Raw genomic sequence first — 25,185 nt, 5'->3', positions numbered from 1 at the left:
AGGCTACGTTTAGGAAGGAATGCCTTCCTCTAGGGGAAGGACTCGTGGCGCTAACCGTCTGGTTTTGCTTGAAATGCGGGCCACATTAGGAGCTAGGCCCAAGAATTATCTTGCTTGCTGCCAGCTCATTTGCCCCCATGCTGACAGCCAATGAAAAAGTTGTCCATGCCCTCTTCTCAATCCCGCCTGCGCGAGCCGGTTTTCAACCTGCCGCCCGTCGTTACCATCAGCATCCTGGTCCTCGCAGGCATCCATCTGCTTCGCATGTTCCTCTCCCAGGAGACGGATATCGAGCTGGTTTTCGAATGGGCAGTTATTCCTGCCCGCTGGGCCGTCGCCTATGGGGGCGTCGAGATCCAAGAGGTGGTGCGGCACCTGCAGGAGAGCGCGCCGGGCGAATCGATCGAATCGCTGGAGGCTCTGGCCCAGTTCGTTCTGGCGGATGGAGAGGGCCATCCCCTGACGGCGATCACCCACGCCTTTCTCCACGGCTCTTGGGTGCATCTTCTCCTGAACAGCGTCTGGCTCGCGGCTTTCGGGACGCCCATCGCGCGGCGTGTCGGGGTGTGGCGGTTCTTGCTCCTCGCCGCTGTCTCGGCCGTGGCGGGCGCCCTGTTCTATGCTTTCATGAACCCGGTCCAGATCTTTCCGATGATCGGCGCGTCGGGAGCGGTCTCCGGCCTCATGGGTGCGGCCTCCTGGTTCGTCTTCGCTCCCGCCACGTGGCATTGGGAGGGGCGATTGGCCCAGCCTCATGAGCGGCCGCGACAGCCCCTCGTCGAAATTCTCGGCAACCGGTCCTTCCTCGTCTTCATCGGGGTGTGGTTCGCCACGAACTATCTCTTCGCCTTCGTCGAGCCGGTGGGCCTCGCGGAGGGCAACATCGCCTGGGAGGCGCATGTGGGCGGCTTCCTCGCCGGTCTCTTCCTCTTCCCCTGGATCGATCCGATCCCTGCGCGATCTCGTCGCATCTCGGCTTGAAAGCGCCATGGTTTGCCCGGATCATTCTCCCAACTGACGCAGGGCGCGCTGCCTCGGCAGAGCTCTGACGTCACCTAGCGGGTGCGAAGGCTGACGGTTCTTCGCCTCTGCGCAATCGGAGGGACAATATGATCGTCAATCGAATCCTCTCGCTGAAAGGGCGCAACGTCGTCTCGATCGAACCCGACCGCTCCTTGGGCGAAGCGGCCAAGATTCTATCGGAGCGCAGGATCGGCGCGTTGCTGGTGGTGGATGGAAGCAAGCCCGTTTCGGGTATCGTCTCCGAACGCGACATCGTGCGCGCCGTAGCGTCTCAAGGCGCGGGCGCGCTGGAGCTGCCGATCTCTCAATACATGACTCAGCAGGTGTTCACCTGCACGGGCGAAACCGCCATCAACGAGGTGATGGAGCTGATGACGCAGCAGAAGTTCCGGCACATCCCGGTGGTGGAGGGCGGAAGCCTCGTCGGCATCATCTCCATCGGCGACGTGGTGAAGCTGCGCCTCGAAGAGATTGAGGCGGAGACGCAGGCCATCAAGGAATATATCGCGACGGCTTGATCAGGTTGCCTGCGCTTCCTGAAGCAGTTCTCGAATATCCGGCAGGGCGCGTTCCGTGGCCTGCCGTCCCAGAGCAATGCATTCCTGCGCGCGGTGGAACTCGAACAGACCCATCTTCGCGAGCTTCGGCGCAACCATGATGTCGGGCGGATCGCCCGCAAGGCGCGAGCGCGCGATCCGGTCCTGCGTGATGTTGAAGGCATCCACCATCACGGTCGCCATGCCTGGCGCGTTGGGACGACGCGGTTTGTCCGCGCGGGCAGCGGGGAAAATGCCCCAGCGGCGCGGCGCATCCTGGATCGCTTCCTCGATCTCCGTCTCGTCGCTGGTCTCGGCGTCATAGGACTGGATCACCGTGCCGCGCACGCGCACCTCGCCGTTGAGATTGACGCAGATGACGAGGTCCGCGCCGAGCGCGCGGGCGGCGGTGATCGGGATCGGGTTCACGAGAGCGCCGTCCATGAGCCAGCGCCCGCCGATCATGACCGGATCGAACATGCCCGGCAGCGCATAGGATGCGCGCATGGCCTGGACGAGCGGCCCGCGCGTCAGCCAGATTTCGTGGCCGCTCATGAGCTCAGTGGCGATGGTGCAGAACTTGATCGGCAGCGATTCCACGCGCCGGTCCGTGAGATCCTGATCAAGAAGGCGCTGGAGGCGCCCGCCCGCGATCAGGCCCGCGCCGCTGAAATGGAAATCGAGCAGACCCATCACCCGCCGCTTGGTGAGCGACAGGGCGAAGGCTTCCAGCTCGTCGAGCTTTCCAGCGGCATAACAGCCACCCACCACGGCGCCGATGGAACAGCCCGCGATCACATCGGGCGCAATGCCGGCCTCCGCCAGAGCCCGCAGCACGCCGATATGGGACCAGCCCCTGGCGGCACCGCCGCCGAGCGCCAGGCCGATCTTTACCTTGGCGCGGGGGTCCCGCTCGTGCGGCTGCTTGATCTCCACCACACCRCCGCCGCCTCCAGCCCCAGCGCTGCGCCGGGCAATGCCGTCCCACAACATCGCGTCACTCCAAGCCGTTCATGCGGATCGTACCCAGTCTGGGTAAAGGTCCGATGAAACGTGCCTTACAGTTTCAATTAGGTCATGTTGACGAAAACTGAACAGTAGGAGCTCGAAGGGCTCGCTGCGACAAAATGATGATGACGAGGCAGAGCAGGATCAGCACGCCGAACATGGTGCGAAGGCCGAAAAGATCGCCGCCGAACCCAATGAGCGGTGGGCCTCCGAGATAGCCGCCGTAGCCCAAAGTCGCCACCATGGCGACGCCCATGCTTGGCGCAATACCCTTCATCTGGGCCGCCGTGCTGAAGAGTACAGGCACGACGTTGGCGAGCCCGAAGCCCACCAGCAGGAAGCCGATGGTGGCGGGAAGCGGCTGCGGCAGGAGGATCGCCAGGAGCAATCCCAGACCGGCCAGCGCGGCGCCCAACTGCACGATGCGGCCGCGACCGATCCGATTCACGATGGCATCGCCCAAGAAGCGGCAGATGGTCATGGCGATGGAGAAAGCCGCAAAGCCCATGACGGCCCGCTCCTCGGTCGCTTCGCCCACCGTTTGCAGATAGATCGCCGTCCAATCGACCATGGCGCCTTCCACGATGAAGCAGAACATGGCGAGCACCGCGACGATGACGACGGGCCCACGCGGAATGGCAAAGCCATGGCCTTCAGGGGCACGGTCCTTCTCACCGATCATGCCGAAGGCGGCTATGAGCGCAACCAGCGCCATGCCGAGGCAGGAGATGAGGAGCGTAGCGAAGATTCCGAAGCCGAGCCAGATCAGCAGCCCCGATAGGGCCGCGCCCGCAAAGCCGCCCAAGCTGAAATAGGCGTGAAACGACGACATGATGGCAGAGCCCCAGGCCTTCTCGACCACGGTGGCGTTGGTGTTCATGGCGATGTCCATGGTGCCGTTGCACGCGCCTGCCAGAAGCGCCGCCGCGACGAAGAAGGTCAGCGACGGGGACAGGCCGATCAGGAGAAGCGCAGCGGTGAAGGCAAAGGCCGCGGCGAGCGTGGTTGCCCGACTGCCGATATGAGTGATGGCCCAGCCCATCACCGGCATCAGTGCTACCGCGCCGAGGGCGAAGGCCAGGAGGCCGAGGCTGAGCTGCCCGTCGCTTAAAGTTAGCTCGGCCTTGAACCGGGGAAGCTGCGCCGCCCAGGTGCCGATACCGAAGCCATTGACGAAGAAGAGGGCGCTCGTGGCCGCCCGGGCCGGGAGGAGATCGCGTCGTGTCATGACAGGGCTTTTAGCGGGCCCCTCGGCGATTTTCACCCCTTCATTGACGTATGGGAGCCATTCAGCCCTGAACGAGCCGGGGCTTGCCATCCGCAGTTTCCACCTTGCGGTAGAAGCAGGAGCGGCGGCCGGTATGACAGCAGCCGCCATCGCCCGCGACCTGAACCTTGAGCCACAGGGCGTCCTGGTCGCAATCCACCCGTATCTCCAGGACCGTCTGGATCTGGCCGCTCGTGGCGCCCTTGTGCCAGAGTTCCCCGCGCGAGCGCGACCAATACCAGGCCTCGCCGGTCTCGACGGTCTTGGCGAGAGCCTCGGCATTCATATGCGCCACCATCAGCAGCTCACCGGTTTCTGAATCCGTCGTGACGCAGGTCACGAGCCCGTCGGCACCGAAACGTGGGGTGAGGGCGGTCCCTTCTTCAAGTTCCGCTTTGGAACCGGGAGCAGGGAAGGGGCTGGGGCAGGACGCGCACATGGGAGGTCTCTCGATAAGGAGGCAGCAGCGCCGCACATTATACGAAAACCTCACCCTGAGGAGCCGCGTTAAAGACATCTCGAAGAAAGCTCCAGAGATCGCTGGATGATCCTTCGAGACGCCTGCCGCGCAGGCCCTCAGGATGAGGTGAGAGATATTCGAACCTTGGAAAGGGCGTCCGAAGCCGAGATCAGGCTCAGGTCCTGCCGTGCCTCACGAGGGTGAGGAAGCGCACCTGCTCGGTGGGATCGTCCTTGAAGATTCCGGTGAACTGGGTGGTGAGCGTCATGGCGCCAGCCTTCTGCACGCCGCGCATGGACATGCACATGTGCTCGGCCTCGATCATCACGGCTACGCCGCGCGGCTCGAGGGCCTCGACCATGGCCGTGGCGATTTGCGCCGTCATGGTCTCCTGGGTCTGGAGACGACGGGCATAGACTTCGACCAGACGCGCGAGCTTGGAGAGCCCCACGACACCCTTCGTCGGGTAATAGGCGATGTGCGCCATGCCGTAAAAGGGCACCATGTGGTGCTCGCAATGGGAGTAGAAGGGGATGTCGCGCACGAGCACGATGTCATCGTAGCCTTCTACCTCGGCGAAGATCTTGTTCAGAACGTCCTTCGGGTCATCGTGATAACCCGAATAGAGTTCCTTGAACGCTTTGGCGACGCGTTTCGGGGTGTCCAGCAGGCCTTCGCGCTGCGGATCGTCTCCGGCCCAACGAAGCAGGGTGCGGACGGCCGCTTCGGCCTCCTCCCGGGTCGGGCGGTCTACATGCTTGTCGGCGACTGATACCAGGCGCGGGGACAAGGACTTAACCACATCTTCCATGTGGAGCCTCTCTTTCGAACTACTACGCTAGGGGAAGCAGAGCGCTTCCGACGAGTCACTCCCGCCTTCCGTATAAGCCAACACACTGCCCCATCGCGAAGTTCGGTTATGATATTTATATGATAGAAACGCGACACGCGTTCCCATGCGTAAAGTCATAACCTGAAATGCTGAATGATATCTATAGCCGTCATGTCCTAGAGCTTGCGGCGAATATTCCCTGCTTAGGACGATTAGAGGCCCCTGACGCCTCCGCAACGGCCTATTCGAAGCTCTGTGGCTCAACGGTCACGGTTGACATCAAAGTGGATGGAAACATCGTAACGGCCTTCGCCCACGATGTGAAAGCGTGCGCTCTCGGTCAGGCAACCTCGGCCATCATGGGTCGGCATGTCATCGGCTCCAGCGCCGAAGAGTTACTCCGGATTCGCGAGGTGGCCATTCGTGTTCTCAAGGAAAACGGCGAGCCACCTTCCGGCAAGTGGCAGGAGTTGAGCCTTCTGGAGCCCCTGCGCGAGTACAAGGCCCGTCATGCCTCGATCCTGCTCACCTTCGACGCTGTGGCGGATGCGCTCGGCCAGATCGAGGCCAAGCGGGGAAGCGGATCTTAAGATGCCGAGCCCGGTCCAGCAGGCGGCGCATTGGGCGATCCGGGGCTACCAGCTCAGCCTCTCCGGGCTGATCGGCCGCCAGTGCCGGCACCTGCCGTCCTGCTCCGAATACACCGACGAGGCGATCCAGACATACGGCTTCTGGCCGGGCGGGTGGATGGGTTTTGCCCGCATCTGCCGCTGCGGGCCCTTTGGCACCCATGGCATCGACAATGTTCCTGAAACATTGCCCGAAGGCTCGGCCTGGTATAAGCCGTGGGCCTATGGTCGCTGGCGGGGCGTGAACGCGCCGAAAAATCCCCCTGCGATCACCTGCGATCCGGTCGAACCTGACGGCGGCTGATTTCGCCCTATCCAACAAACCGTCGGCCCCCGCTTACCTGCTCCGTTGGCAGGAGTGAGCCAGGAGATCCTTATCGATGATTACCCTGACATTTCCCGATGGCGCCCAGCGCCAGTTTCCCCCCGGCATCTCCGGTCGCGAGATCGTGGAAGGCATCGCCAAGTCCCTCGCCAAGCGCACCGTCGCCATGGCGCTCGACGGCACGGTGACCGACCTTGCCGATCCGATCACCACGGATGCCAAGATCGAATTTTTGAACCGCGAGGACCCGCGCGCGCTGGAGCTGATCCGGCACGATGCCGCGCACGTGCTGGCCGAGGCGGTGCAGGAGCTTTTCCCCGGAACGCAGGTGACCATTGGTCCCGTGATCGAGAACGGCTTCTATTACGACTTCGCCCGCAACGAGCCCTTCACACCGGAAGACTTCCCCGCCATCGAGGCGAAGATGCGCGAGATCATCGCGCGCGATAAGCCCTTCACGAAGGAAGTCTGGAGCCGCGACAAGGCCAAGCAGGTCTTCAAGGACAAGGGCGAGACCTACAAGATCGAGCTCATCGACGCGATTCCGGCGGGTCAGGATCTGAAAATCTATTTCCAGGGCGATTGGTTCGATCTCTGCCGGGGTCCGCACATGTCCTCCACGGGCAAGATCGGCAACGCCTTCAAGCTCATGAAGGTGGCGGGCGCCTATTGGCGCGGCGACTCGAACAACGCGATGCTCACCCGCATCTACGCGACCGCCTGGGCAAGCCAGGAGGATCTCGACAATTACATTCGCCAGCTCGAAGAGGCCGAGAAGCGCGATCACCGCCGCCTGGGCCGCGAGATGGACCTGTTCCACTTCCAGGAGGAGGGGCCGGGCGTCGTGTTCTGGCACCCGAAGGGCTGGACGGTGTTCCAGGAGCTGATTTCCTACATGCGCCGCCGCCTGAAGGGCACCTATCAGGAGGTGAACGCGCCGCAGATCCTCGACAAGGCTCTTTGGGAAACGTCAGGTCACTGGGGCTGGTATCGCGAGAACATGTTCGCGACGCAGACCGAGGACGAGCGCGTCTTCGCGATCAAGCCGATGAACTGCCCCGGCCACGTGCAGATCTTCAAGCATGGCTTGAAGTCGTATCGCGACCTGCCGCTGCGCCTCGCTGAATTCGGCAACGTGCATCGCTATGAGCCGTCTGGCGCGCTTCACGGCCTGATGCGCGTGCGCGGTTTCACGCAGGACGACGCGCATATCTTCTGCACGGAAGATCAGCTTGCCGCCGAGTGCCTGAAGATCAACGATCTCATTCTCTCGACCTATGCCGATTTCGGCTTCGACGAGATCGTCGTGAAGCTCTCCACGCGGCCCGAGAAGCGCGTCGGCACCGACGAGATGTGGGATCACGCGGAAGACGTGATGACCCGCGTCTTGAAGCAGATCGAGGACCAGTCCGGCGGACGCATCAAGACCTCGATCAATCCGGGCGAGGGCGCGTTCTACGGGCCGAAGTTCGAATACGTGCTGCGCGATGCCATCGGCCGTGACTGGCAGTGCGGCACCACACAGGTGGACTTCAACCTGCCGGAGCGTTTCGGCGCGTTCTACGTCGATGCGGACGGCCAGAAGAAAACACCCGTCATGGTGCACCGCGCGATCTGCGGCTCCATGGAGCGCTTTACCGGCATCCTGATCGAGCACTTCGCCGGCCACTTCCCGCTCTGGCTCGCGCCGRCGCAAGTGGTGGTCGCCACCATCACCTCCGAGGGCGACGACTACGCCATGGAAGTGGTGAACGCAGCTGAAGCAGCAGGCCTGCGCGTGGAAGCCGATCTTCGCAACGAGAAGATCAACTACAAGGTCCGCGAGCATTCACTGGTGAAGGTGCCAGTGCTTCTCGTGGTGGGCCGCAAGGAAGCGGCCGAACGCACCGTCTCGATCCGCCGCCTCGGCAGCCCGGACCAGAAGTCCATGTCGCTCGACGACGCGCTGAAGGCGCTCGCCGCAGAGGCCATCACGCCGGACCGCAGAAGCGCCGCGAAAGCCGTGTCGGAGCCGGAAGGCCACGCTACGCTCGACGGGCAGCATGTAGTGGCGGGGACGGTGGCGTAAGGTTTCCGAACTGCGAATGAACAAAGGCGGCGCTTCCGTGAAGGAGGCGCCGCCTTTTTTCGTTTCAGGATACTCTGCCCTCATCTGAGGTCGCGTAGCGACCGTCTCGAAGGATCGCCCAGTACGCTCTGGAGCCTCCTTCGAGACGCAGACTATGTCTGCTTCTCAGGATGAGAGCAGATTATGGGAAAAAGCTCTCAGCTCGTCTGCTGCTGACGTCCTGTCTTGCGTCCACTAGAAGCTGCGCCCGACGAAGTTCCTGCCGTATCGCTGCCGGGTTTGCCGGCGACCGCAGTGGCATCGCCGGCTTCCGTGCTAGTCGTGCGCTGGCCCTGCGTCTGGCCCACGCGCAGATTGTTCTGCACATGGCTCACGCCTGCCACCGCCTCCACGATATCCTCGGCCCAGCGTTTCTCATTGCGGTCGCGCACGGTGCCGGTGAGTGTCACCTCTCGGCCTTGCACCGTCACCTCGATCTCGGATGCATCAACACGCACATCGTCACTGAGACGCTCGTTCACATCCTCGCGGATACGGTCGTCGGAGCGCTGGTAGTTGCGCGGTCCGCGTCCGCGATGATCGTCGCGGCGCACTTCGCCGCGGCTGGCGGTGGCGTCGTTGCCGAAGCGGGTGTTGCCGGGGCCGACACCGTAATTGCTGTGGTCGCGACGCTCGTTCACGAGAGACCATGTGCGCTCGCGGTCCTGCATGCGGCGGTCGTTCTCGCTGCTGTCGTCGYCGGGGCGGGCGCGGTCGCCGGTGATGGTGRAAGCGCCATAGCGCTTGGGGCGATAGCCGCGACCGGCGGAACCGCGACCGGCATATTCATCGCCGTAGCTCTGATAGCCGTCACCACCGAAGCCGCCGCGCATGCGGGCGTCGCGCATGTTCTCCTCGCTAGGATAGCCGAAGCTGCCGAACGCGGCGCGCACGTCGTCCTCATCGCGGAAGCGGAACTCGACGCCGCCACGCCTTTCGTCTCGCCGGGAGCCACCGCGTCTGCCGTGTTCACGATAATCATACGGGCGATGATGTGATTCATCATCGTCGCTTTGCATGCGTCGATTAAGCTCGCGCCGCTCGTCGCCGGTCAGACGGGACTCGCCGCCTCGGCGGGTCTGGTCCGCACGCATGCTCGTCGGTGTGCCTGAACGATCCGGCTCGGATGGGGTGGAAATTCGACTCAGGGCGCGCGAAGCGTCGCCCTCGCTGTCGGTCGCGATGTCGCCCAGGGCGACGATACCGACGAGGTGCTTGTCATGATCGACGACAGGCAGGCGGCGAATCTGGTGATCGCTCATCAGCTGCACGATATGGCCGACATCGTCGTCGTCGAAGCACCACCACACATTGTCCGACATGATGTCGCGAACGCGCGTCGTATCGGGAGGCAGGCCCGCAGCGGTCGCGCGCACGGTGATGTCGCGATCGGTGACCATGCCGCGCAGGCGGCGCCCGTCGCAGACGGGTAGAACGCCCACATTCATCTCGTCCATGAGCCGCGCGGCTTCCTGGATCGTCCGCTCGGGAGCGACCACGCGCACATTACGAGTCATGATGTCTGAAATTTTCATGAGCTTCATCCCTCTCAAGGTCACGCCTTGGGGGATTGGGCAGGTCAGGCGCGACCGAATTGGTGATCGGTCAACACCAGGAAACCGGAAAGGTTCAGGGATTGGGTGTCACGAGAACTTCGATATCCCGGTCGAGGCCGCTCTCGACCTTGAACTCCTTCGTGTACACCTTGCCCTCGTGGCGGGCGATCAGCACGTAGTCGCCTTCCGCAAGCGTGACTGACGGAAAAGCGCCGATGGCCTCGCGGATCACGTCGCCGCCGGGGGTGAGCACGCTGAAGGTCGTGCCCGCGAAAGCCTCGCCGCCTGCGGAGCCGACGAGCTTGAGCGTGACGGTGGCGGCGCGATGGTTCAGCGTCGCCTCGGTCACGCGGCCGGATTCGACCTTCAGGTCGCTGCGCATAATGGCGTTCGCATCGCCATAGGTGGAAACCACGTGGTAAGTGCCTTCGGGCAGGCGGATCATGTCGTTCGGCTTGGCATTGGCGATGACGAGCCGTCCTTCGGAGTTCTGCGCTTCCGGCACGTAGACGGAGAAGCTCAGGCGGTTCGGCGCAATCGGGCTTTCGCCGACAGCACCCTTCAGGCGAAGCGCGCCTGCGCTCACCACGAGGCGTTCGTTGAGACTGCCGCTTTGCACCGTGATGCGCTTCGAGGCACTGGCAAACCCATAGGCGACATGCACGATGTAGTTGCCCGGCGCGAGGGTGAAGCTTGGACTGGGGCTGTTGGAGCGCGTGATGATGACCGGCTGCGTTGTATCGCCCTTGTCCTCGAACACGCGCCAGACGAGGCCGGAGCGGATCGGCTCGTTGTTGCCGGCAAAGACCGCGCCGGCATTCACCATCACCTGCCGCGTGGTGGTCGCAGGGGGCGGGGTCTGAGACAGGGAGGGCATGCCGGGCGCGGGACCAAGGGTCTGCGGCGGGCCGAGCGGTTGGCCGAGCGCCGGGTTCAGGCTCTGCGCGGATGCAGCGGAGGCACCGAGCAGCGCGGCTAGGCTCACAAGGGAAAGAACTGGTTTCACAAACGGTATCATCAAACGATTATCGGGTTTCGCTTACTTGAGCGGCGTGGCGATTGCGGTCTGGATCGGTGCAGCCTCGGTCTCCACGAGGTCGCTCGCCGCGGACACGAGGTTCTCCATGGACATGGGGCGGAAGATGAATTCGACACGATGCTTTCCGGCTGGAACTTCCACGCCGCGGAACAGCAGGTTGGCGCGCAGCATGGGACGGCGCTCACCGTCCACGCTCACTTCCCAGCCAGGATAGTAGATATCGTGCAGCACGAGAATGCCATGCGCGTCGCTCTCCACATCAAGGGTGACGGAGTTGCGCTTGTATTCCACGATGCGCACCTTGCTGCTGGGCGCATCTGCCACCGGGCGAACGGGGGCGTAATGAGCCTTCAGGAGCGGCATGCTCTCGAGGTCGATCAGGGCTTCCGTGTCGCGCTTGAACTCGGGTAACTCCTCCGCGCCGAGAACGGATTCGGAATCCACGGGCTGCACATGATGCGCCAGATAGGCTCTCGGGCTCGAGGTGTTGAGGCGGTAGATCCACATGCGGCCAGTGCCGTAGACGATCTCCGCATCCGTCAGCCGGGGGAAGTGGCGCGGCAGCTTTTCGACCGGGCGATCCAGTACGAGATAGTCGAGTCCAAGCAGGCTCGCGAGCTCGCATTCGTAGCCCCGGAACGAGGTGGGGAAGCTGCGCAGGTTCGGGTCCTCGGCATTCTCGCCCGGACCGATGGCGCGCTCGTAATCGGCGAGACGGAGYGGATTGTAGCCGATGATGTCCTCGATCTCGAGGACCATGGAAGCGTTCTGCCAGGAGCCGCGAAGCCCCAGGATCTCGACGCGCGGATACTCGCCTTGCGCATGCCGGTCGGCGAGTTCACGCTTGAGGATTTGAAGGCCCTGCAACTGCTCGGGCGGCAGCGCCGTGAACACCGTGTAGCGCCCGGCAGGCTCGGCGTTGAGAGCGGAGGCGGCGTGGCGGGAAATCAGCTCACCACCGGTCAGCACAACAAGTGCAAGCGCGACGGCCTCGCGGCGATGGTGGGGGCCGCTGAACTTGGCGACCAGCGCCATGACAAGCAGCGCCGCCGTCAATCCGGCGGAGGTCTCAAACAGGGCCGGGGTGACGAAGCCACCCTTGATGGCGAAGGCGAGGGCGCTGGCGATGGCTGCGGCCACCAGGCCGCCGGCCAGGAGCGGCAGGCCGATGCGGAAATGGCCGAGGGTGTTCCTGTCCCAGCGCGGCATGCCCTCGACCGCGTAACGGTGGACCAGATAGCCGGCGGAGAAGGCCAGGATGATGTTGATGAGGAAGGTGGCGTCGGCTGGGCGGCGATAGAGGTTCACGCCGGGAATGGCATCGAAGATCACCTCGAAGCCGGGAGTATAGCGGCCGAGCGCGTAAAAGAGCGCCAGCAGGCCGACCACGAGGAAGAAGCGGAACTCGCGCGCGAAGAGCCGTCCGCCGGCAATGCCGTGCCAGACGATGAAGAGGGCCGGGATCGTGCCGATGAACAGGTAGTTCGTGGCCCGGTCGGTCCAGGTGCCCTCGGCCATGCTGTGCCAATCAGGGCCCCAGTAATCGTAGGTCCAGCGGAGCGACCCGAAGATGTTGCCGAAGAGGATGGTGGCCAAGCTCTGCGGCGGCAGGGAGCCCATGGCTGCGACGCCGAAGCCGAAGGAGGGGCGCGTGGAGGTGGCCAGGAATTGTAGCGTCAGGACGACCGGCACCGCCAGCAGGGTGGCGCCGAGCAGCGCCATGGACACCAGGATGCCAAGGCGAGACCACAGGAAGCTCAAGGGGCGCTCGTCGCGGCAGATGCGATAGGCGGCATAGGCGATGAGGGTCAACGCGCAGAGGAAGGCCACCTGATCGCGCCCGACGACCATCATGGCAGCGCTGACAGCGAACAGCACGGCGTAGAGATAGGAGCGGCGGTCCAGCGCCTCTTCGAGCAGCCAGAAGGCGAGGGGGAAGAAGCCGTAGCTGAAGATCATGCCCGTATGCTGCAGGCGGGCCGTGGCCGAGCCTCCGAGCATGAAAACGATGGCAGCCACCACCGCGCCGGCCGAGTGCCAGCCACGACGGCGGAAGATCGGCACAAAGGCCAGCGCGCCAGGCAGCAAATGCGCGAACACCGCCACGTCGAAGGCCTGCATCGAGGCTTCGGGGTTGAGCCAGCCGAAAAGCAGCATGGTCGGCGTGAAGAGAAGGGATTGCGGATCGGCCGCCGAAGGGTGGCCGCCGAAATGGTAGGGGTTCCAGAGGGGCAGCTCACCGTGGGCGAGGGCTGCGCCGAGATAGCGCAGGGTAGGGTAGAACTGGTTCTTCGAATCCCAAGGCACGACGGAGCCCGTGAGGGGCCAGATGGCCGCAGCAAGGGCCCAGGCGGCCAGGATCAGGGCAAAGGCCAGGAGCGTTTGGCGCCTCGACCAATCAGGCGAGGAAATGGGGCCGGAAAGCCCAAGCATGGATGTCTGCATGTCCTTCAAGCGGCTTTACGCCAGTTCCTTCTCAGGCCCATCTTCGGCAAGCCGCAAGGCTCGCCACAGGCCGGAAACCTGCTTGGCGTATGACCGCACTCCCCCTATACATCCGTCGCTGCTTCTTTTCGTTGCAACGGCCTTCATCCTGGAAAACCCGCGCTTGTGAATAGCAGTAAGACGGCAAGACCATGGCAAGAAACCATCCTGCCGTCTGCTGCCCTCGCGAGGGACCCGCCCTCATTGTTCCACATTATGCAAACCGAATGAAGATCCTATGAATGAAAGCATTTCCCGCCTTTTGAGCCGCCGCTCGGTCCCGCCCCGGTGGCTCGGCGCGCCCGGCCCCGGCATCGAGGAGGTCGAGACCCTGCTCAAGGTGGCCTCCCGGGTGCCGGACCATGGCAAGCTGGCGCCCTGGCGCTTCATTCTCATCGAGGGCGAAGCCCGGCAGCGGATGGGCGAGGTTCTGGTCGGTGCCTTCAAGGCCGACAATCCGGACGCCGACGAGGAAAAGCTGACTGTGGAGCGCAACCGCTTCGCCATGGCTCCCCTCGTGGTGGCGGTAGTGTCCCGTGCAGGCCCGCACGCGAAGATCCCCGAATGGGAGCAGGAGCTTTCGGCGGGCGCCGTCTGCATGAACCTCGTCACCGCCGCGACCTTCCTCGGCTATGGCGCGTCCTGGCTCACCGGCTGGGCCGCCTTCGACCGCCGCGTCCTCGACGCGCTCGGCCTTGCGCCCGATGAGCGGATCGCGGGTTACATCCATATCGGCACGGCCCAGGAGACGCCACCGGACCGCGACCGTCCCAGCCTCGCCGATATCGTCACCCGGTTCTGATCCGTCGGAAAGATCTCATGTTCTACGAGACCGCCTCGAACGCCCACGGCCTGCCGCATGATCCCTTCAAGGCCATCGTCACGCCCCGGCCCATCGGCTGGATCACGGCTATGAGCGCGAAGGGTGAGATCAACCTCTCGCCCTATTCGTTCTTCAACGCGATCTCGGAGCGTCCGCCCATGGTGGCGTTCTCCTCAGCGGGGAAGAAGGACGCGCTCACGTTCATCGAGGAGACGAAGGAGTTCGTCTGCAACCTCGCGACCTACGATCTGCGGGACAAGATGAACGCCACCTCGGCGGTGCTGCCGCGCGGCGTGAACGAGATGGAGCATGCGGGGCTCACCGCCGCACCCTCGAAAATGGTCAAGCCGCCGCGTGTGGCGGATGCACCGGCAGCCCTCGAATGCAAGTGGCTTCAGACCGTGCCGCTGACCCCGCTCGAYGGCGGCGAGCCTTCGTATTATCTCGTCATCGGACAGGTTGTCGGCATCCATATCGACGACCGCTACATCGTGAACGGCCTCGTCGACACCGCCGCCATGCGCCCCATCGCGCGCGCCGGATACCGCGACTATTTCGTCTCCACATCGGACACGAAGTTCTCGATCATCCGGCCGAGCGATTAGTCGCGGTTCGAGCGCTTCAGCAACCGTTCCGCCCGCAGCTGATGCGGGCGGTCCAGCATCTCGCCGTTGACGCCGACGACGCCTGCGCCGGGATTGGCCTTGAAGGCTTCGATGACGGCTTTCGCACGGGCAATGGCCTCGGGCGAAGGCGTGAAGGTGTCGTTGATCACCGGCACCTGCGCCGGATGGATCGCCATCTTCGCCACGAAGCCGTCGCGCCGCGATGCACGGCACTCGGCGGCGAGGCCTTCCATGTCGCGGAAATTCGTGAAGACGGAATCGATGGCATCGACGCCGGCCGATGCCGCGCCGAACAGGGTCAGCGAACGGGCGAGGCGATAGGGATCGGTATAAGCGCCGCTCTCGTCGCGATTGGCCTCCGCGCCGAGATCGGCGGACAAGTCTTCGCCGCCCCAGGTCATGCCCATGAGGCGATGGCTCGAACCGGCGAATGTGCCGAGTGCGAAGACGCCGGCGGCGTTTTCCGTCGCGATGGCGAGGATGCGCGTTGCGCCATCAGTGAGGCCGAACTCCGCTTCACGCACCGCGAGCTTCGCGCCGAGATGCGCCACATCCGTTCCGCCTATGGTTTTCGGCAGCACGATTCCGTCCGGAGCGGATCGCATGACGCCGTCGAGATCTGCATCGAGCATCCCGGTGGTGAGGCCGTTCACGCGCACGTAGAGGCGTGGGCGATCCGTGCTGTTCGCATGCTCCGTCAAGAATGCGGCGGTGACTTTGCGCGCTTCGTCCTTGGCGCTGAGAGCGACAGAATCTTCGAGATCGATCAGCAGAACATCGGCGCCGGATGTCAGCGCCTTGTCGAGTTTCTTCCGGCTATCGCCCGGAACGAAAAGCAGTGAACGCATCAGGCGTTCCTCTTGCGCATGAAAGCCTGTCGGCGGCACTCGGCGACGAGAGTTCCATCCTGCTTGTAGGCGCGGTGGATAAAATCGACGATGCCCGCATTGGGACGCGATTTCGACTCGCGCTTGTCGGCGATTTCCGTCGTCACGTTGATCGTGTCGCCTTCGAACAAGGGCGCTGGAAACTTCACATCCGTCATGCCGAGATTGGCGATGGTCGTGCCCACAGTCGTGTCGTTGACGGAGATGCCGATCATCAGGCCCAGCGTGAACAGGGAGTTCATGAGCGGCTTGCCCCATTCCGTCTCGGTGGCGCAGAAATGCGCGTCGATATGGAGCGGCTGCGGATTGAGGGTCATGTTGGAGAACAGCATGTTGTCCATCTGCGTCACAGTGCGGGTCAGGCGATGCTTGATGGTCGTGCCGATGGTGAAATCCTCGAAGTAAAGGCCGCCGCGCGGGTGCCTGCTCTCGTCATTCATGACGTGTTCTCCTCAAGACGGGCATGTTGATCATGCCTCAGAGATTTCAGTAACCGAACTGTTCGCGCAGGATGCGCTCGTCCAGGCTGTGACCGGGATCGTGAAGCATCACGAGGTCGACGCTTCTGTCCATGGACACATGCACCCGCGCGACGTTGCGGAATTCCGTGTGGTCGGCCACCGCGCTCACGGGGCGGTTCTCGGGTTCAAGCACCTCGACCTCGATCTTTCCATAATCCGGCAGCAGCGCGCCGCGCCAGCGGCGGGGGCGGAAGGCGGAAATCGGGGTGAGAGCCAGAAGCGGCGAATTCAGCGGCAGGATCGGGCCGCCGACCGAAAGATTGTAGGCCGTCGAGCCCGCAGGCGTGGCGACGAGAATCCCGTCGGCGATAAGCTCGGGAATACGCACGCGGTTGTCGATGCTCACGCGCAGCTTTCCCGCCTGATACGTCTGCCGCAGCATGGAGACTTCATTGATGGCGCGGGCCGTGTGGGCGACGCCATGCACATCCCAGGCGACCATGAGGAGGGGGTGCACCACGCCGCGCTCGGCGTTCTCGAGACGCTCGAACAGATCCTCGCCCCTGAATTCGTTCATCAGGAAACCGACGGTTCCCTTGTTCATGCCGTAGATGGATTTCGCCGTGCCCATGAACCGATGCAGGGTCTGGAGCATGAGGCCGTCACCCCCAAGCGCTACGATGACATCGGCCTCCTCGGGCGCCACATGCTCGTAACGCCCCTGCAGCTCCTGAAGAGCGCTCTCGGCGTCAGGGGCTTTGCTCGCGACGAATGCAATAGTGTTGAAACGGCGGGCCATGCCCAGATACCCTTGTTGCGCCCCAACCGGCTGATCATCCTTGAGAGGCATAGCATGGATCGCCCACTCCTCGTCTATACAACCTTTCCCGATATGGACACGGCCCTGTCGATTGGGGAAAGCCTTGTGCGCGATCGCCTGATCGCCTGCATCAACGCGCTGCCCGGCATGCGCTCGGTCTATGCCTGGAAAGGAGAGGTGGAGCGGGGCGAGGAGGTCGTCGGCATCCTTAAGACGCGAAAGGGGCTTCAGGAGCGGGTGCAGCAGGCTTTGAAGGAGCGGCATCCCTACGAGACGCCGGTCATCCTCTTCATCGAGCCCGCAGGCACAAATGCGGCCACCCTGGAATGGATATTCGGGGAGACGGCGGGCGGCTGAGCCGCCCGCGTTCTTGGATCAGACCGTAGCGCTCCACTGCACCGGCACGAAGCGGAAGCCGTTGCCGTCCTTCGCGATATGGCCGGTGGCGGGGAAGGGGGCGTGATAGAACGCCACTTGGGCGCGCTCGCTGGCGGCCATGTCGAGCATCTTGCGGCGGGTGGCGCGAGCCTGGTCCGGATCCATGTCGAAAACGGCCGACCAATCCGGGTTGCGAACGAAGAGGGCCGGGTGGTTCGTGACATCCGACATGATCATCAGCTTACCCGACCCCGAGGAGAGCATGTAGGCCGTGTGGCCGGGCGTATGGCCGGGGGCGGCGATGCTGGTGAGGCCGGGCACGACCTCCTTGTCCGCCTCGTAGCGCTTCACGGCGCTGGCAATAGGACCGAACACGCGGCGTGCGCCCTGGAAACCGCCCTTCATGGCCTCGGGGGCCTGGTTCATGCGGGCATCGTCCATCCAGAAGGCCCATTCAGCCGCCGGAACCAGCACCTCGGCATTCGGGAACACCGCCGTGCCGTCCTTGAGGCGCAGGCCGTTGATGTGATCGCCATGGAAGTGGCTGATGACGACCGCGTTCACCTTTGCCGGATCGAAGCCGGCGGCGCGGAAATTCTCCATCCAGCGGCCGGAGGTCGGCGCGCCGGAATCGCCGTTTCCGGTATCGATGAGGGTGATCCGGCCGCCCTGGTTCAGGACGAGGGTGTTGAAGGTGATCGGAAAGGCGTCCGTCGGCAGGAAGGCATCCTGCAAGGCGGCCTGCACGTCCTTGAGCTCGGCGTTCTTGATGAAGCCTTCCACCGGGCGGCGGGCGAAGCCGTCATTGATGGCCGTCACTTCGAGATCGCCGACCTTGTAGCGATAGAAGCCGGGAGCCTGACTTGAGGCGGCGCTCGGGGCCGGGGTGGTGCTGGTCTGGGCCAAGGCGGCGGAGCCTCCGATGGGAGCAGCCGCGAGCGCGGTGCCGGCAAGAATCGTACGGCGTGTCAGAGTCATGAAGATCGTCCTCCCGGGTTCGATGCCATGAGCATCGTGCGGAAAAGTGGATTCGGTTTTCCGGATCACACGATGCTCTTGTTAAAGAAAAAAGCATCGGATTGGCCCCAAAAGTGCAAATCCACTTTTGGGTCCGATGCTGTAGAGCCTAGAACGGCCACGCTTCGAAACAAGGAAGAATGTCTTCACAAGTCGGCGATCAGGAAAGGGTTCCCGATGCCAGATGATGCAAGGCGATGCCGCTCGTGGTGGCGACGTTGAGGGAATCGAAGCCGCCGCTCATGGGGATCGAGATCGTGCGCGTTCTGGCGAGCAGATCGGAAGGAAGGCCCGGACCTTCCGCGCCAAGCAGCAGGGCGGTGCGTCGTGCAGGTCTGACCTTGGACAGAACCTCACGTCCCGACGGCGAGAGGGCGATGACCTCGAAGGAGGCCGCTTGCAGGGCTTCCACCATGGCGCTGGCAGAGGCCGCGCGGGTGAAGGGCACCACAAGTGCCCCACCCACGGATACGCGGATCGCCTTGCGGTAGAGCGGGTCGCAGCTTTCCTGGTCCAACAACACGCCCTGCACGCCGAAGGCGGCGGCGTTGCGGAAGATACCGCCGACATTGTCATGATTGGCGAGCCCGATCAGTCCGACAACGAGTGCATCGTCCGGTATGGTGCTCAGGAATTCGTCGATGGGCGGCAGGACCGGCTTTCGGGCTACTGCGAGAATGCCGCGATGGATCGGGAAGCCGACGATTGCATCCATCACCGTGCGGTTGGCGGTGTAGACCGGCACATCCGGCTTTAGCGAGGCGAGCGCATCGGCGAGGCTGTCCAGCCTGTTCTCGGCGAGAAGAAGCGACTCGATCTCGAAGCGCGGCTGCTTCAGCAACACACGGAGAACCACTTCTCCCTCAGCGATGAAGCGATGCCGCCGCCCCACGAGATCCCGCTCGCGCACGGCGCGGTAGGGTTCGATCCGGGGATCGTCGGGGTCGAGAATTGGAATCGGCATCAGCGTCTTTTCGGTTGTCCTCCACCGGACTGCCTATGGCGATCCGCAAGCGGGAACAACGACTTTATCTTCCGATCAGCCCTTGGATCGAGGCGCTCACGAGAGTTGGGCAAGGACGAGATCCCCTGGAGCCGGAATTTCGTCGTGCTGCGGATTTAAGGAAAGTGGTGCCGGTGGAGAGGATCGAACTCCCGACCTTCGGTTTACAAAACCGCTGCACTACCGCTGTGCTACACCGGCTGACTTTCGGGTGTTGAGGTAGCAGCACCGATCCCAGGACGCAAGTTCCATCGAGACGTAAAAATTAAGTGCTCCAGCGCACCGCAACCATCGCCCGATTATGGGATTATATGGACGGTGATGGTTAAGGAGACGTTACGATGACTGCCCTAAGGGTTTCGAATCACAATAAAAATTCTTCCCTCGGTGGCGGAACTCGTCTGATTGCTTGCCTGACCCTGGCTGCCGGCCTGGCGTTCATGGCTCTCCCGGCTGAAGCTGCTTATGCGGTTGTCCGTGACGGCAAAGTCGCCAAGGTCGAGACGAAGAGCCCGACCGCAGTGGCGGTAAAGGACCCCGAGACAACCGGCTCGATCCAACCCTCGGACGATGGCCTCAGTTGCTCGCAATCACGCAAGCGCCTGTTCGTCGAGGGCGAAGGCTGGATCGTGCGCAAGGTGACCACCTGCTACTGATTGCCGGTCGGCGATACTGAAAGTGAAAAGCCCCGCCGTGAGGCGGGGCTTTCCTTTTGTCGATATGGTTTGAGGTTTTAGCGAGCTGGACCCTCGTAGGTCAGGATATCGCGGTCCTTGGTCTCCGGCACGAAGAGGAGGCCGACCACGAAGGTCACGAGAGCGATCACGATCGGATACCACAGGCCGTAGTAGATATCGCCGGTAGCGGCCACCATCGCGAAGGCGGTGGGAGGCAGCAGACCGCCGAACCAGCCGTTGGCGATGTGGTAGGGCAGCGACATGGCCGTGTAGCGGATGCGGGTCGGGAAGAACTCGACCAGGGCCGCCGCGATCGGGCCGTACACCATCGTGACGTAGATCACGAAGATGGTCAGGATGCCGATGGCCTTGAGGGCCTGAGCATTGCTGAGAGCGTTGAAGAAGCCGCCGACCTTCAGGATGCTCGGATCACCGGCTTTCGGGTAGCCGACTTCGGTCGCGGCTGCTGTGAACGCCGTGATGTTGGCCGGAATGGCCGGAGCGATGGCAACGTCCTTACCGTTGAAAGTCACCTTCGCGGGGGTGCCGGCAGCGGCCGGAACCAGCTCGTATTTCACGGCCGAACGGGCGAGCGCCACGCGGGCGATATCGCACGGAGCGGTGAAGGTGCGGATGCCGACCGGGTCGAACACCGAGCCGCATGCGGCCGGATCGGCCACGACCTGGACCTTCGCCGTTTCCAGAGCCTGGGTCAGGTTCGGGCTGACGACGTTGGTGAGGCTGTGGAACAGCGGAAAGTAGGTGATCGCCGCGAGCAGGCAGCCGCCGAGGATGACCGGCTTGCGGCCGATCTTGTCGGACAGCGCGCCGAAGATCACGAAGCCGGCGGTGCCGAGGATCAGCGACCATGCGATGAGCACGTTCGAGGTGAGCAGATCGACTTTGAGGATGCTCTGGATGAAGAACAGGGCGTAGAACTGGCCCGTGTACCACACCACAGCCTGACCGATGGCAAGACCGACCAGGGCGATCAGCACCATCTTGAGGTTGCTCCACTGGCCGAACGCTTCCTTGAGCGGAGCCTTCGACTGCGTGCCTTCGTCCTTCATCTTCTTGAAGGCCGGGGATTCGTGCATCTGCATACGAATCCAGACCGAGATGCCGAGCAGGACGACGGAGAGCAGGAACGGAATACGCCAGCCGGCAATCGGCCAGCCTTCACCGGTCTGGAAGCCTTGCTCGCCCATCCAGGTGCGGAGCACGAGAATCACGACCAGGGACAGAAGCAGGCCCACGGTCGCCGTGATCTGGATGAAGCTGGTGTAGAAGCCGCGACGGCCCACCGGGGCATGTTCGGCCACGTAGACTGCGGCACCGCCGTACTCGCCGCCGAGGGCGAGGCCCTGCAGCATGCGTAGCGCGATGAGCACCACAGGGGCGACCCAACCGATCTGGTTATAGCTGGGCAAGAGGCCGACGAAGAACGTCGAGAAGCCCATAATCAGGATGGTGACCAGGAAGGTGTACTTACGACCCACAAGGTCGCCGATGCGACCGAAGACCAGGGCGCCGAAGGGGCGCACGAGGAAGCCTGCCGCGAAGGCGAGCAGGGCGAAGACGTTACGGGTCGTCACATCGAAGGCGGAGAAGAACTGCGCGCCGATGATCGTTGCGAGAGACCCGTAGAGATAGAAATCGTACCATTCGAAGACGGTACCGAGAGAGGAGGCCAGAATGACCTTTCTCTCTTCGCGCGTCATCGGCCTGACTGCCGATGCCGGGCGCGTTGTTGTGGCTGCTGTTGCCATAGCGTTCCCTTCCATTACTAAGCCCGGTCTCCGCCGGGACGGGCCTGAGCCGCTTGAGGGCTCGGGCCGAGGCATCGTGATTGCAGGGCGCAATCAGGAATCCTTGGAAGGTAAGGCTAGCGCCAATACAACGCTCCACAATTCCCAATTCGTATTTGCGACTTCCGTCTAAGCATTGGGACATGCGGTAGAAAGTTGGGCCGAGTCAGAGACTTGAACAGGCCGTGTCTTTACTTTGCTGCGCCTGACGTAACGGCCTTTGTCACAGCAAAAAGCGAGATGGCGGCTGCATTGGAGACGTTGAGGCTTTTGATGGCTCCCGGCATGTCCAGGCGTCCAATCGCGTCGCAGCAATCCCGCGTTCTTTGGCGCAATCCCTTGCCCTCCGAGCCCAGCACGAGGACCAGAGGGAGGCGAAGCGGCAGTTCGTCGATATTCGCACCGCCTTCCGAATCAAGGCCGATGCGCTGGAAGCCGCGTTCGCCGAGCGCGTTCAGCGTGTCGGCGAGATTGCGCACGATCATGAAGGGTACATGCTCGAGGCCGCCCGAGGCGGATTTCGCCAGAACGCCCGTGGCTGCCGGGCTGTGGCGCGCGGTGGTGATGATCGCCTCGACTCCGAAAGCGGCGGCGGTGCGCACGATGGCGCCCACGTTGTGCGGGTCGGTGATCTGGTCGAGGGCCAGCACGACGCGCTCACCGCTCAAGGTATCGATGGTGGGTGAGGGCAGGGGATCCGCTTCGAGATAAAGGCCCTGGTGAACCGCGTCCGGCTCCAGCAGGCGGTTGATCTCGTCCGGGCGCACCATCTCGGGCTGCACTGACAGCGGGACGCCGAGTTCCTCTTCCAGCCGTCGCATGGAATTTTCGGTGGCGAGCAGACGGCGAATCGTCCGCTTTCCGTTGCGCAGGGCCTCCGCGACCGGGTGCCAGCCATAGAGGATCGTGGTGTCGATTTCATGGGGCGGGCGCCAGGCCTGCTGATCCCTGCGGCCGCCTTTTCCGTGCTGGCGCTGGAATTTCGGCTTGCGGGAGGTATAGGGGCGCTCGCTCATGATGCTCTTGATCTCTTCAGAATGCTCGAAGGCTCGCCCATAGCACAGGCGGGCTGCTTTCATGAACCCATCAAAGGCCGACGCATGACGATGTCATAATAACCTCTACTTGCCTTGCGCTTTGCTGTTGACAGGGGCCAAGAGGGTCACCATAAGAACGCCACCGAGCGCCCACCCCAGGCGGGCTGCTTCGGGACTACCTCGACGCTTTGCGTCAGGGTTGGGCTTAGGGGGAATGTCCCGAGCGGCAAAGGGGGCGGACTGTAAATCCGCTGGCTATGCCTTCGTAGGTTCGAGTCCTACTTCCCCCACCATCCCAACTTGAGAAGTATGCGGGTGTAGCTCAATGGTAGAGCAGCAGCCTTCCAAGCTGAATACGAGGGTTCGATTCCCTTCACCCGCTCCATTCTCTCTGCCATGAAATCCCGGCCTACGCCTCTTCCATGATCTGCCGACGCTGATTCCACCCGTATGGAATGCTTTGGGGCGCCCGTCAGTCGCGGCGTTCGACGATAGTGTATTCCGCGTCGATGATTCCGTCCTCCGCCTGTCGCTGCTGCTGAGCCTGCCGCAGCTTGCGACGCAGAAAGACGTAAAAACCGATGCCGCCGATGAGCATGACGGGCAGGACAACGACCAGTCCGACCAGCATCATGATCAACAGCGCGGCAGCGGCCATGATCCCTACGCCAAACCTGATCAATGTACTCCACGGGCCGCTCGGCTGTGCTCCGGTGGGGCGAATAAAATAGATCGTCCGCATCATTGTCTCCCTGGCGAAATATGGGATGCACAGGGGAGGGCTACAAGACGCCTTGACCGTTTCGGGTTCTCCAAAGGGAAGTTGCCGGTCTGGTAGACAATCGACCCATTGGAATCGGAAGAGCGGTGCGTCGATCCGGCTTGAAAATAAGGGGCCGAGTGTCGAAATAGCGTCTGCGGCTCAGCGCATTTTTTGAAGCGATACCGATCTCGTCGAGGTCCGGTTTCGGATGGCAACCTTGGCTTTTCACGATAAAACGCCAAGGTTTCAGCCGGTTAGAAGATGTGCGGCACGCTCCTGGGCAATGCTTTCCTGGATGACCCAATCGGCCGCGTCATCCAAAACTATGCGACCCAATATTGAAATTGGCTCTTGCGCAAACAGCGCAACCGCAATATCGGGACGCCCTAGGTTTTTTGTTCCTGGCCTATGCAAGGTAGAGATCGATGGCGAAGGAAAAGTTTCAGCGCAACAAGCCGCACTGCAACATCGGAACGATTGGTCACGTTGACCATGGCAAGACGTCGCTGACGGCTGCGATCACGAAGGTTCTGGCGGAGGCCGGCGGCGCGACGTTCACAGCGTACGACCAGATCGACAAGGCGCCGGAAGAGAAGGCGCGCGGCATCACGATCTCGACGGCGCACGTCGAGTACGAGACCGCCAACCGCCACTATGCCCACGTCGACTGCCCCGGCCACGCCGATTATGTGAAGAACATGATCACCGGTGCGGCGCAGATGGACGGCGCGATCCTGGTGGTGTCGTCGGCCGACGGCCCGATGCCGCAGACCCGCGAGCACATCCTGCTGGCGCGTCAGGTCGGCGTGCCGGCGCTGGTGGTGTTCATGAACAAGGTCGACATGGTCGACGACGCCGAGCTGCTCGACCTGGTCGAGCTCGAGGTGCGCGAGCTTCTGTCGAAGTACGATTTCCCCGGCGACGACATTCCGATCGTCAAGGGTTCGGCCCTGTGCGCTCTGGAAGACCGGTCGCCGGAGATCGGCCGCGAGGCGGTTCTCAAGCTGATGGAAGCGGTCGATGCCTACATCCCGCAGCCGGAGCGTCCGATCGACCTGCCGTTCCTGATGCCGATCGAAGACGTGTTCTCGATCTCGGGCCGCGGCACGGTGGTGACGGGTCGCGTCGAGCGCGGTATCGTCAAGGTCGGCGAGGAAGTCGAGATCGTGGGTCTGCGCGACACCGTGAAGACGACGGTGACGGGCGTCGAGATGTTCCGCAAGCTGCTCGATCAGGGCCAGGCCGGCGACAACGTGGGCGTTCTGCTGCGCGGCACGAAGCGCGAGGACGTGGAGCGCGGCCAGGTGCTGTGCAAGCCGGGCTCGATCAAGCCGCACACGAAGTTCAAGGCCGAGGCGTACATCCTGACCAAGGAAGAGGGCGGCCGTCATACGCCGTTCTTCGGCAACTACCGTCCGCAGTTCTACTTCCGCACGACCGACGTGACGGGCGTGGTGACGCTGCCGGAAGGCACCGAGATGGTGATGCCGGGCGACAACATCACGATGGAAGTGACGCTGATCGCGCCGATCGCCATGGAAGAGAAGCTGCGCTTCGCCATCCGTGAAGGCGGTCGCACCGTCGGCGCCGGCGTCGTCGCCGCCGTGATGGATTAATTG

At 63.1% G+C, this 25,185-nt stretch carries 25 protein-coding genes and 3 tRNA genes; 12 read left to right on the top strand and 16 right to left on the bottom strand.

All coding sequences use genetic code 11. The features are described 5' to 3' along the window. Nucleotides 1–165: 165 nt before the first annotated feature. Nucleotides 166–981 carry a rhomboid family intramembrane serine protease gene (locus tag ACXJKO_RS05130; protein WP_457090006.1) on the top strand — a complete coding sequence of 272 codons (816 nt, stop codon included), beginning with the start codon at nucleotides 166–168 and terminating at the stop codon, nucleotides 979–981. 128 nt (nucleotides 982–1,109) lie between these two features. Then, nucleotides 1,110–1,541: a CBS domain-containing protein gene (locus ACXJKO_RS05125; protein WP_457090005.1), complete on the top strand. Its 432-nt coding sequence runs from the start codon at nucleotides 1,110–1,112 to the stop codon at nucleotides 1,539–1,541. Here the strand turns inward: ACXJKO_RS05125 and ACXJKO_RS05120 are convergent, their stop codons facing one another. The 4 genes from ACXJKO_RS05120 to folE form a co-directional block, all read right to left on the bottom strand. Continuing rightward, nucleotides 1,542–2,552, bottom strand: coding sequence for a patatin-like phospholipase family protein (locus tag ACXJKO_RS05120; RefSeq protein ID WP_457090004.1), 1,011 nt, complete (start codon nucleotides 2,550–2,552; stop codon nucleotides 1,542–1,544). Between the two features lie 82 nt (nucleotides 2,553–2,634). Further along, nucleotides 2,635–3,795: an MFS transporter gene (locus ACXJKO_RS05115; protein WP_457090003.1), complete on the bottom strand. Its 1,161-nt coding sequence runs from the start codon at nucleotides 3,793–3,795 to the stop codon at nucleotides 2,635–2,637. A 61-nt stretch (nucleotides 3,796–3,856) separates the two neighbouring features. Continuing rightward, entirely contained in the window at nucleotides 3,857–4,273 is a 417-nt protein-coding gene (gene hisI / locus ACXJKO_RS05110; RefSeq protein WP_457090002.1) for a phosphoribosyl-AMP cyclohydrolase, read from the bottom strand. 196 nt (nucleotides 4,274–4,469) lie between these two features. Continuing rightward, entirely contained in the window at nucleotides 4,470–5,105 is a 636-nt protein-coding gene (gene folE / locus ACXJKO_RS05105; protein WP_457090001.1) for a GTP cyclohydrolase I FolE, read from the bottom strand. A gap of 167 nt (nucleotides 5,106–5,272) precedes the next feature. Between folE and ACXJKO_RS05100 the strand changes: the two genes are divergently transcribed. The 3 genes from ACXJKO_RS05100 (at nucleotide 5,273) to thrS (ending at nucleotide 8,148) form a co-directional block, all read left to right on the top strand. After that, nucleotides 5,273–5,716, top strand: a complete 444-nt coding sequence (locus ACXJKO_RS05100) for an iron-sulfur cluster assembly scaffold protein (protein ID WP_457090000.1) — start codon at nucleotides 5,273–5,275, stop codon at nucleotides 5,714–5,716. 1 nt (nucleotide 5,717) lies between these two features. Beyond that, nucleotides 5,718–6,059, top strand: coding sequence for a membrane protein insertion efficiency factor YidD (yidD, locus tag ACXJKO_RS05095; protein ID WP_457089999.1), 342 nt, complete (start codon nucleotides 5,718–5,720; stop codon nucleotides 6,057–6,059). A gap of 76 nt (nucleotides 6,060–6,135) precedes the next feature. Next, nucleotides 6,136–8,148: a threonine--tRNA ligase gene (thrS, locus tag ACXJKO_RS05090; protein ID WP_457089998.1), complete on the top strand. Its 2,013-nt coding sequence runs from the start codon at nucleotides 6,136–6,138 to the stop codon at nucleotides 8,146–8,148. Nucleotides 8,149–8,345: 197 nt separating this feature from the next. Here the strand turns inward: thrS and ACXJKO_RS05085 are convergent, their stop codons facing one another. The 3 genes from ACXJKO_RS05085 to ACXJKO_RS05075 all read right to left on the bottom strand — a co-directional run bounded on the left by ACXJKO_RS05085 (nucleotide 8,346) and on the right by ACXJKO_RS05075 (nucleotide 13,215). Continuing rightward, nucleotides 8,346–9,722, bottom strand: coding sequence for a CBS domain-containing protein (locus tag ACXJKO_RS05085; protein ID WP_457089997.1), 1,377 nt, complete (start codon nucleotides 9,720–9,722; stop codon nucleotides 8,346–8,348). Between the two features lie 94 nt (nucleotides 9,723–9,816). After that, a complete protein-coding gene (locus ACXJKO_RS05080; RefSeq protein ID WP_457089996.1) occupies nucleotides 9,817–10,761 on the bottom strand; it encodes a hypothetical protein in 945 nt (314 codons plus the stop codon). A 21-nt stretch (nucleotides 10,762–10,782) separates the two neighbouring features. After that, complete coding sequence (locus ACXJKO_RS05075; protein WP_457089995.1) at nucleotides 10,783–13,215, bottom strand: YfhO family protein; 2,433 nt, start codon at nucleotides 13,213–13,215, stop codon at nucleotides 10,783–10,785. Between the two features lie 289 nt (nucleotides 13,216–13,504). On the opposite strand from ACXJKO_RS05075, the gene ACXJKO_RS05070 reads away from it, so the two are divergent. Together ACXJKO_RS05070 and ACXJKO_RS05065 are read left to right on the top strand one after the other, a co-directional pair. Next, entirely contained in the window at nucleotides 13,505–14,068 is a 564-nt protein-coding gene (locus ACXJKO_RS05070; protein WP_457089994.1) for a nitroreductase family protein, read from the top strand. A gap of 17 nt (nucleotides 14,069–14,085) precedes the next feature. Then, nucleotides 14,086–14,694: a flavin reductase family protein gene (locus tag ACXJKO_RS05065; RefSeq protein WP_457089993.1), complete on the top strand. Its 609-nt coding sequence runs from the start codon at nucleotides 14,086–14,088 to the stop codon at nucleotides 14,692–14,694. On the opposite strand, the gene ACXJKO_RS05060 is transcribed toward ACXJKO_RS05065, so the two are convergent. From ACXJKO_RS05060 to ACXJKO_RS05050, 3 genes are read right to left on the bottom strand one after another with little or no spacing between them, the layout of a single operon-like run. Continuing rightward, nucleotides 14,691–15,563 (bottom strand): HpcH/HpaI aldolase/citrate lyase family protein, encoded by an 873-nt coding sequence (locus ACXJKO_RS05060; protein ID WP_457089992.1) that lies wholly within the window; start codon nucleotides 15,561–15,563, stop codon nucleotides 14,691–14,693. The genes ACXJKO_RS05065 and ACXJKO_RS05060 overlap by 4 nt on opposite strands. Beyond that, the gene (locus tag ACXJKO_RS05055) at nucleotides 15,563–16,042 is read right to left on the bottom strand and encodes a MaoC family dehydratase (RefSeq protein ID WP_457089991.1); all 480 of its coding nucleotides are present in this window, start codon (nucleotides 16,040–16,042) and stop codon (nucleotides 15,563–15,565) included. The genes ACXJKO_RS05060 and ACXJKO_RS05055 overlap by 1 nt, the downstream gene beginning before the upstream one ends. 46 nt (nucleotides 16,043–16,088) lie before the next feature. Next, a complete protein-coding gene (locus tag ACXJKO_RS05050; protein WP_457089990.1) occupies nucleotides 16,089–16,862 on the bottom strand; it encodes an NAD kinase in 774 nt (257 codons plus the stop codon). Nucleotides 16,863–16,916: 54 nt separating this feature from the next. On the opposite strand from ACXJKO_RS05050, the gene cutA reads away from it, so the two are divergent. Beyond that, the gene (gene cutA, locus ACXJKO_RS05045; RefSeq protein ID WP_457089989.1) at nucleotides 16,917–17,240 is read left to right on the top strand and encodes a divalent-cation tolerance protein CutA; all 324 of its coding nucleotides are present in this window, start codon (nucleotides 16,917–16,919) and stop codon (nucleotides 17,238–17,240) included. A gap of 18 nt (nucleotides 17,241–17,258) precedes the next feature. On the opposite strand, the gene ACXJKO_RS05040 is transcribed toward cutA, so the two are convergent. The 3 genes from ACXJKO_RS05040 to ACXJKO_RS05030 all read right to left on the bottom strand — a co-directional run bounded on the left by ACXJKO_RS05040 (nucleotide 17,259) and on the right by ACXJKO_RS05030 (nucleotide 19,482). Further along, the gene (locus tag ACXJKO_RS05040) at nucleotides 17,259–18,239 is read right to left on the bottom strand and encodes an MBL fold metallo-hydrolase (protein WP_457089988.1); all 981 of its coding nucleotides are present in this window, start codon (nucleotides 18,237–18,239) and stop codon (nucleotides 17,259–17,261) included. A 199-nt stretch (nucleotides 18,240–18,438) separates the two neighbouring features. Further along, nucleotides 18,439–19,242 carry a TrmH family RNA methyltransferase gene (locus ACXJKO_RS05035; RefSeq protein ID WP_457089987.1) on the bottom strand — a complete coding sequence of 268 codons (804 nt, stop codon included), beginning with the start codon at nucleotides 19,240–19,242 and terminating at the stop codon, nucleotides 18,439–18,441. A 165-nt stretch (nucleotides 19,243–19,407) separates the two neighbouring features. Continuing rightward, nucleotides 19,408–19,482, bottom strand: a tRNA-Thr gene (locus ACXJKO_RS05030). 239 nt (nucleotides 19,483–19,721) lie between these two features. Here ACXJKO_RS05030 and ACXJKO_RS05025 point away from each other — a divergent pair. Then, nucleotides 19,722–19,937 (top strand): hypothetical protein, encoded by a 216-nt coding sequence (locus ACXJKO_RS05025; RefSeq protein WP_457089986.1) that lies wholly within the window; start codon nucleotides 19,722–19,724, stop codon nucleotides 19,935–19,937. Between the two features lie 77 nt (nucleotides 19,938–20,014). On the opposite strand, the gene ACXJKO_RS05020 is transcribed toward ACXJKO_RS05025, so the two are convergent. Then, on the bottom strand, nucleotides 20,015–21,679 hold the full coding sequence (locus tag ACXJKO_RS05020) for an MFS transporter (protein WP_457089985.1): 1,665 nt from the start codon (nucleotides 21,677–21,679) through the stop codon (nucleotides 20,015–20,017). A gap of 278 nt (nucleotides 21,680–21,957) precedes the next feature. Continuing rightward, nucleotides 21,958–22,782, bottom strand: coding sequence for a TrmH family RNA methyltransferase (locus ACXJKO_RS05015; RefSeq protein ID WP_457090065.1), 825 nt, complete (start codon nucleotides 22,780–22,782; stop codon nucleotides 21,958–21,960). Nucleotides 22,783–23,011: 229 nt separating this feature from the next. On the opposite strand from ACXJKO_RS05015, the gene ACXJKO_RS05010 reads away from it, so the two are divergent. Then, nucleotides 23,012–23,096 (top strand) — tRNA-Tyr (locus ACXJKO_RS05010). Between the two features lie 18 nt (nucleotides 23,097–23,114). Beyond that, nucleotides 23,115–23,188 (top strand) — tRNA-Gly (locus ACXJKO_RS05005). An 87-nt stretch (nucleotides 23,189–23,275) separates the two neighbouring features. Here ACXJKO_RS05005 and ACXJKO_RS05000 read toward each other — a convergent pair. Next, nucleotides 23,276–23,545, bottom strand: coding sequence for a hypothetical protein (locus ACXJKO_RS05000; RefSeq protein ID WP_457089984.1), 270 nt, complete (start codon nucleotides 23,543–23,545; stop codon nucleotides 23,276–23,278). Between the two features lie 446 nt (nucleotides 23,546–23,991). Here ACXJKO_RS05000 and tuf point away from each other — a divergent pair, with 446 nt between their 5' ends. Further along, nucleotides 23,992–25,182, top strand: coding sequence for an elongation factor Tu (tuf, locus tag ACXJKO_RS04995; protein WP_457089983.1), 1,191 nt, complete (start codon nucleotides 23,992–23,994; stop codon nucleotides 25,180–25,182). Nucleotides 25,183–25,185: the final 3 nt, after the last annotated feature.

The organism is Microvirga sp. P5_D2 (assembly GCF_054049475.1).
The sequence above is the reverse complement of the archived record's forward strand: the minus strand, read 5'-3'. Positions and strand labels throughout refer to the sequence as shown.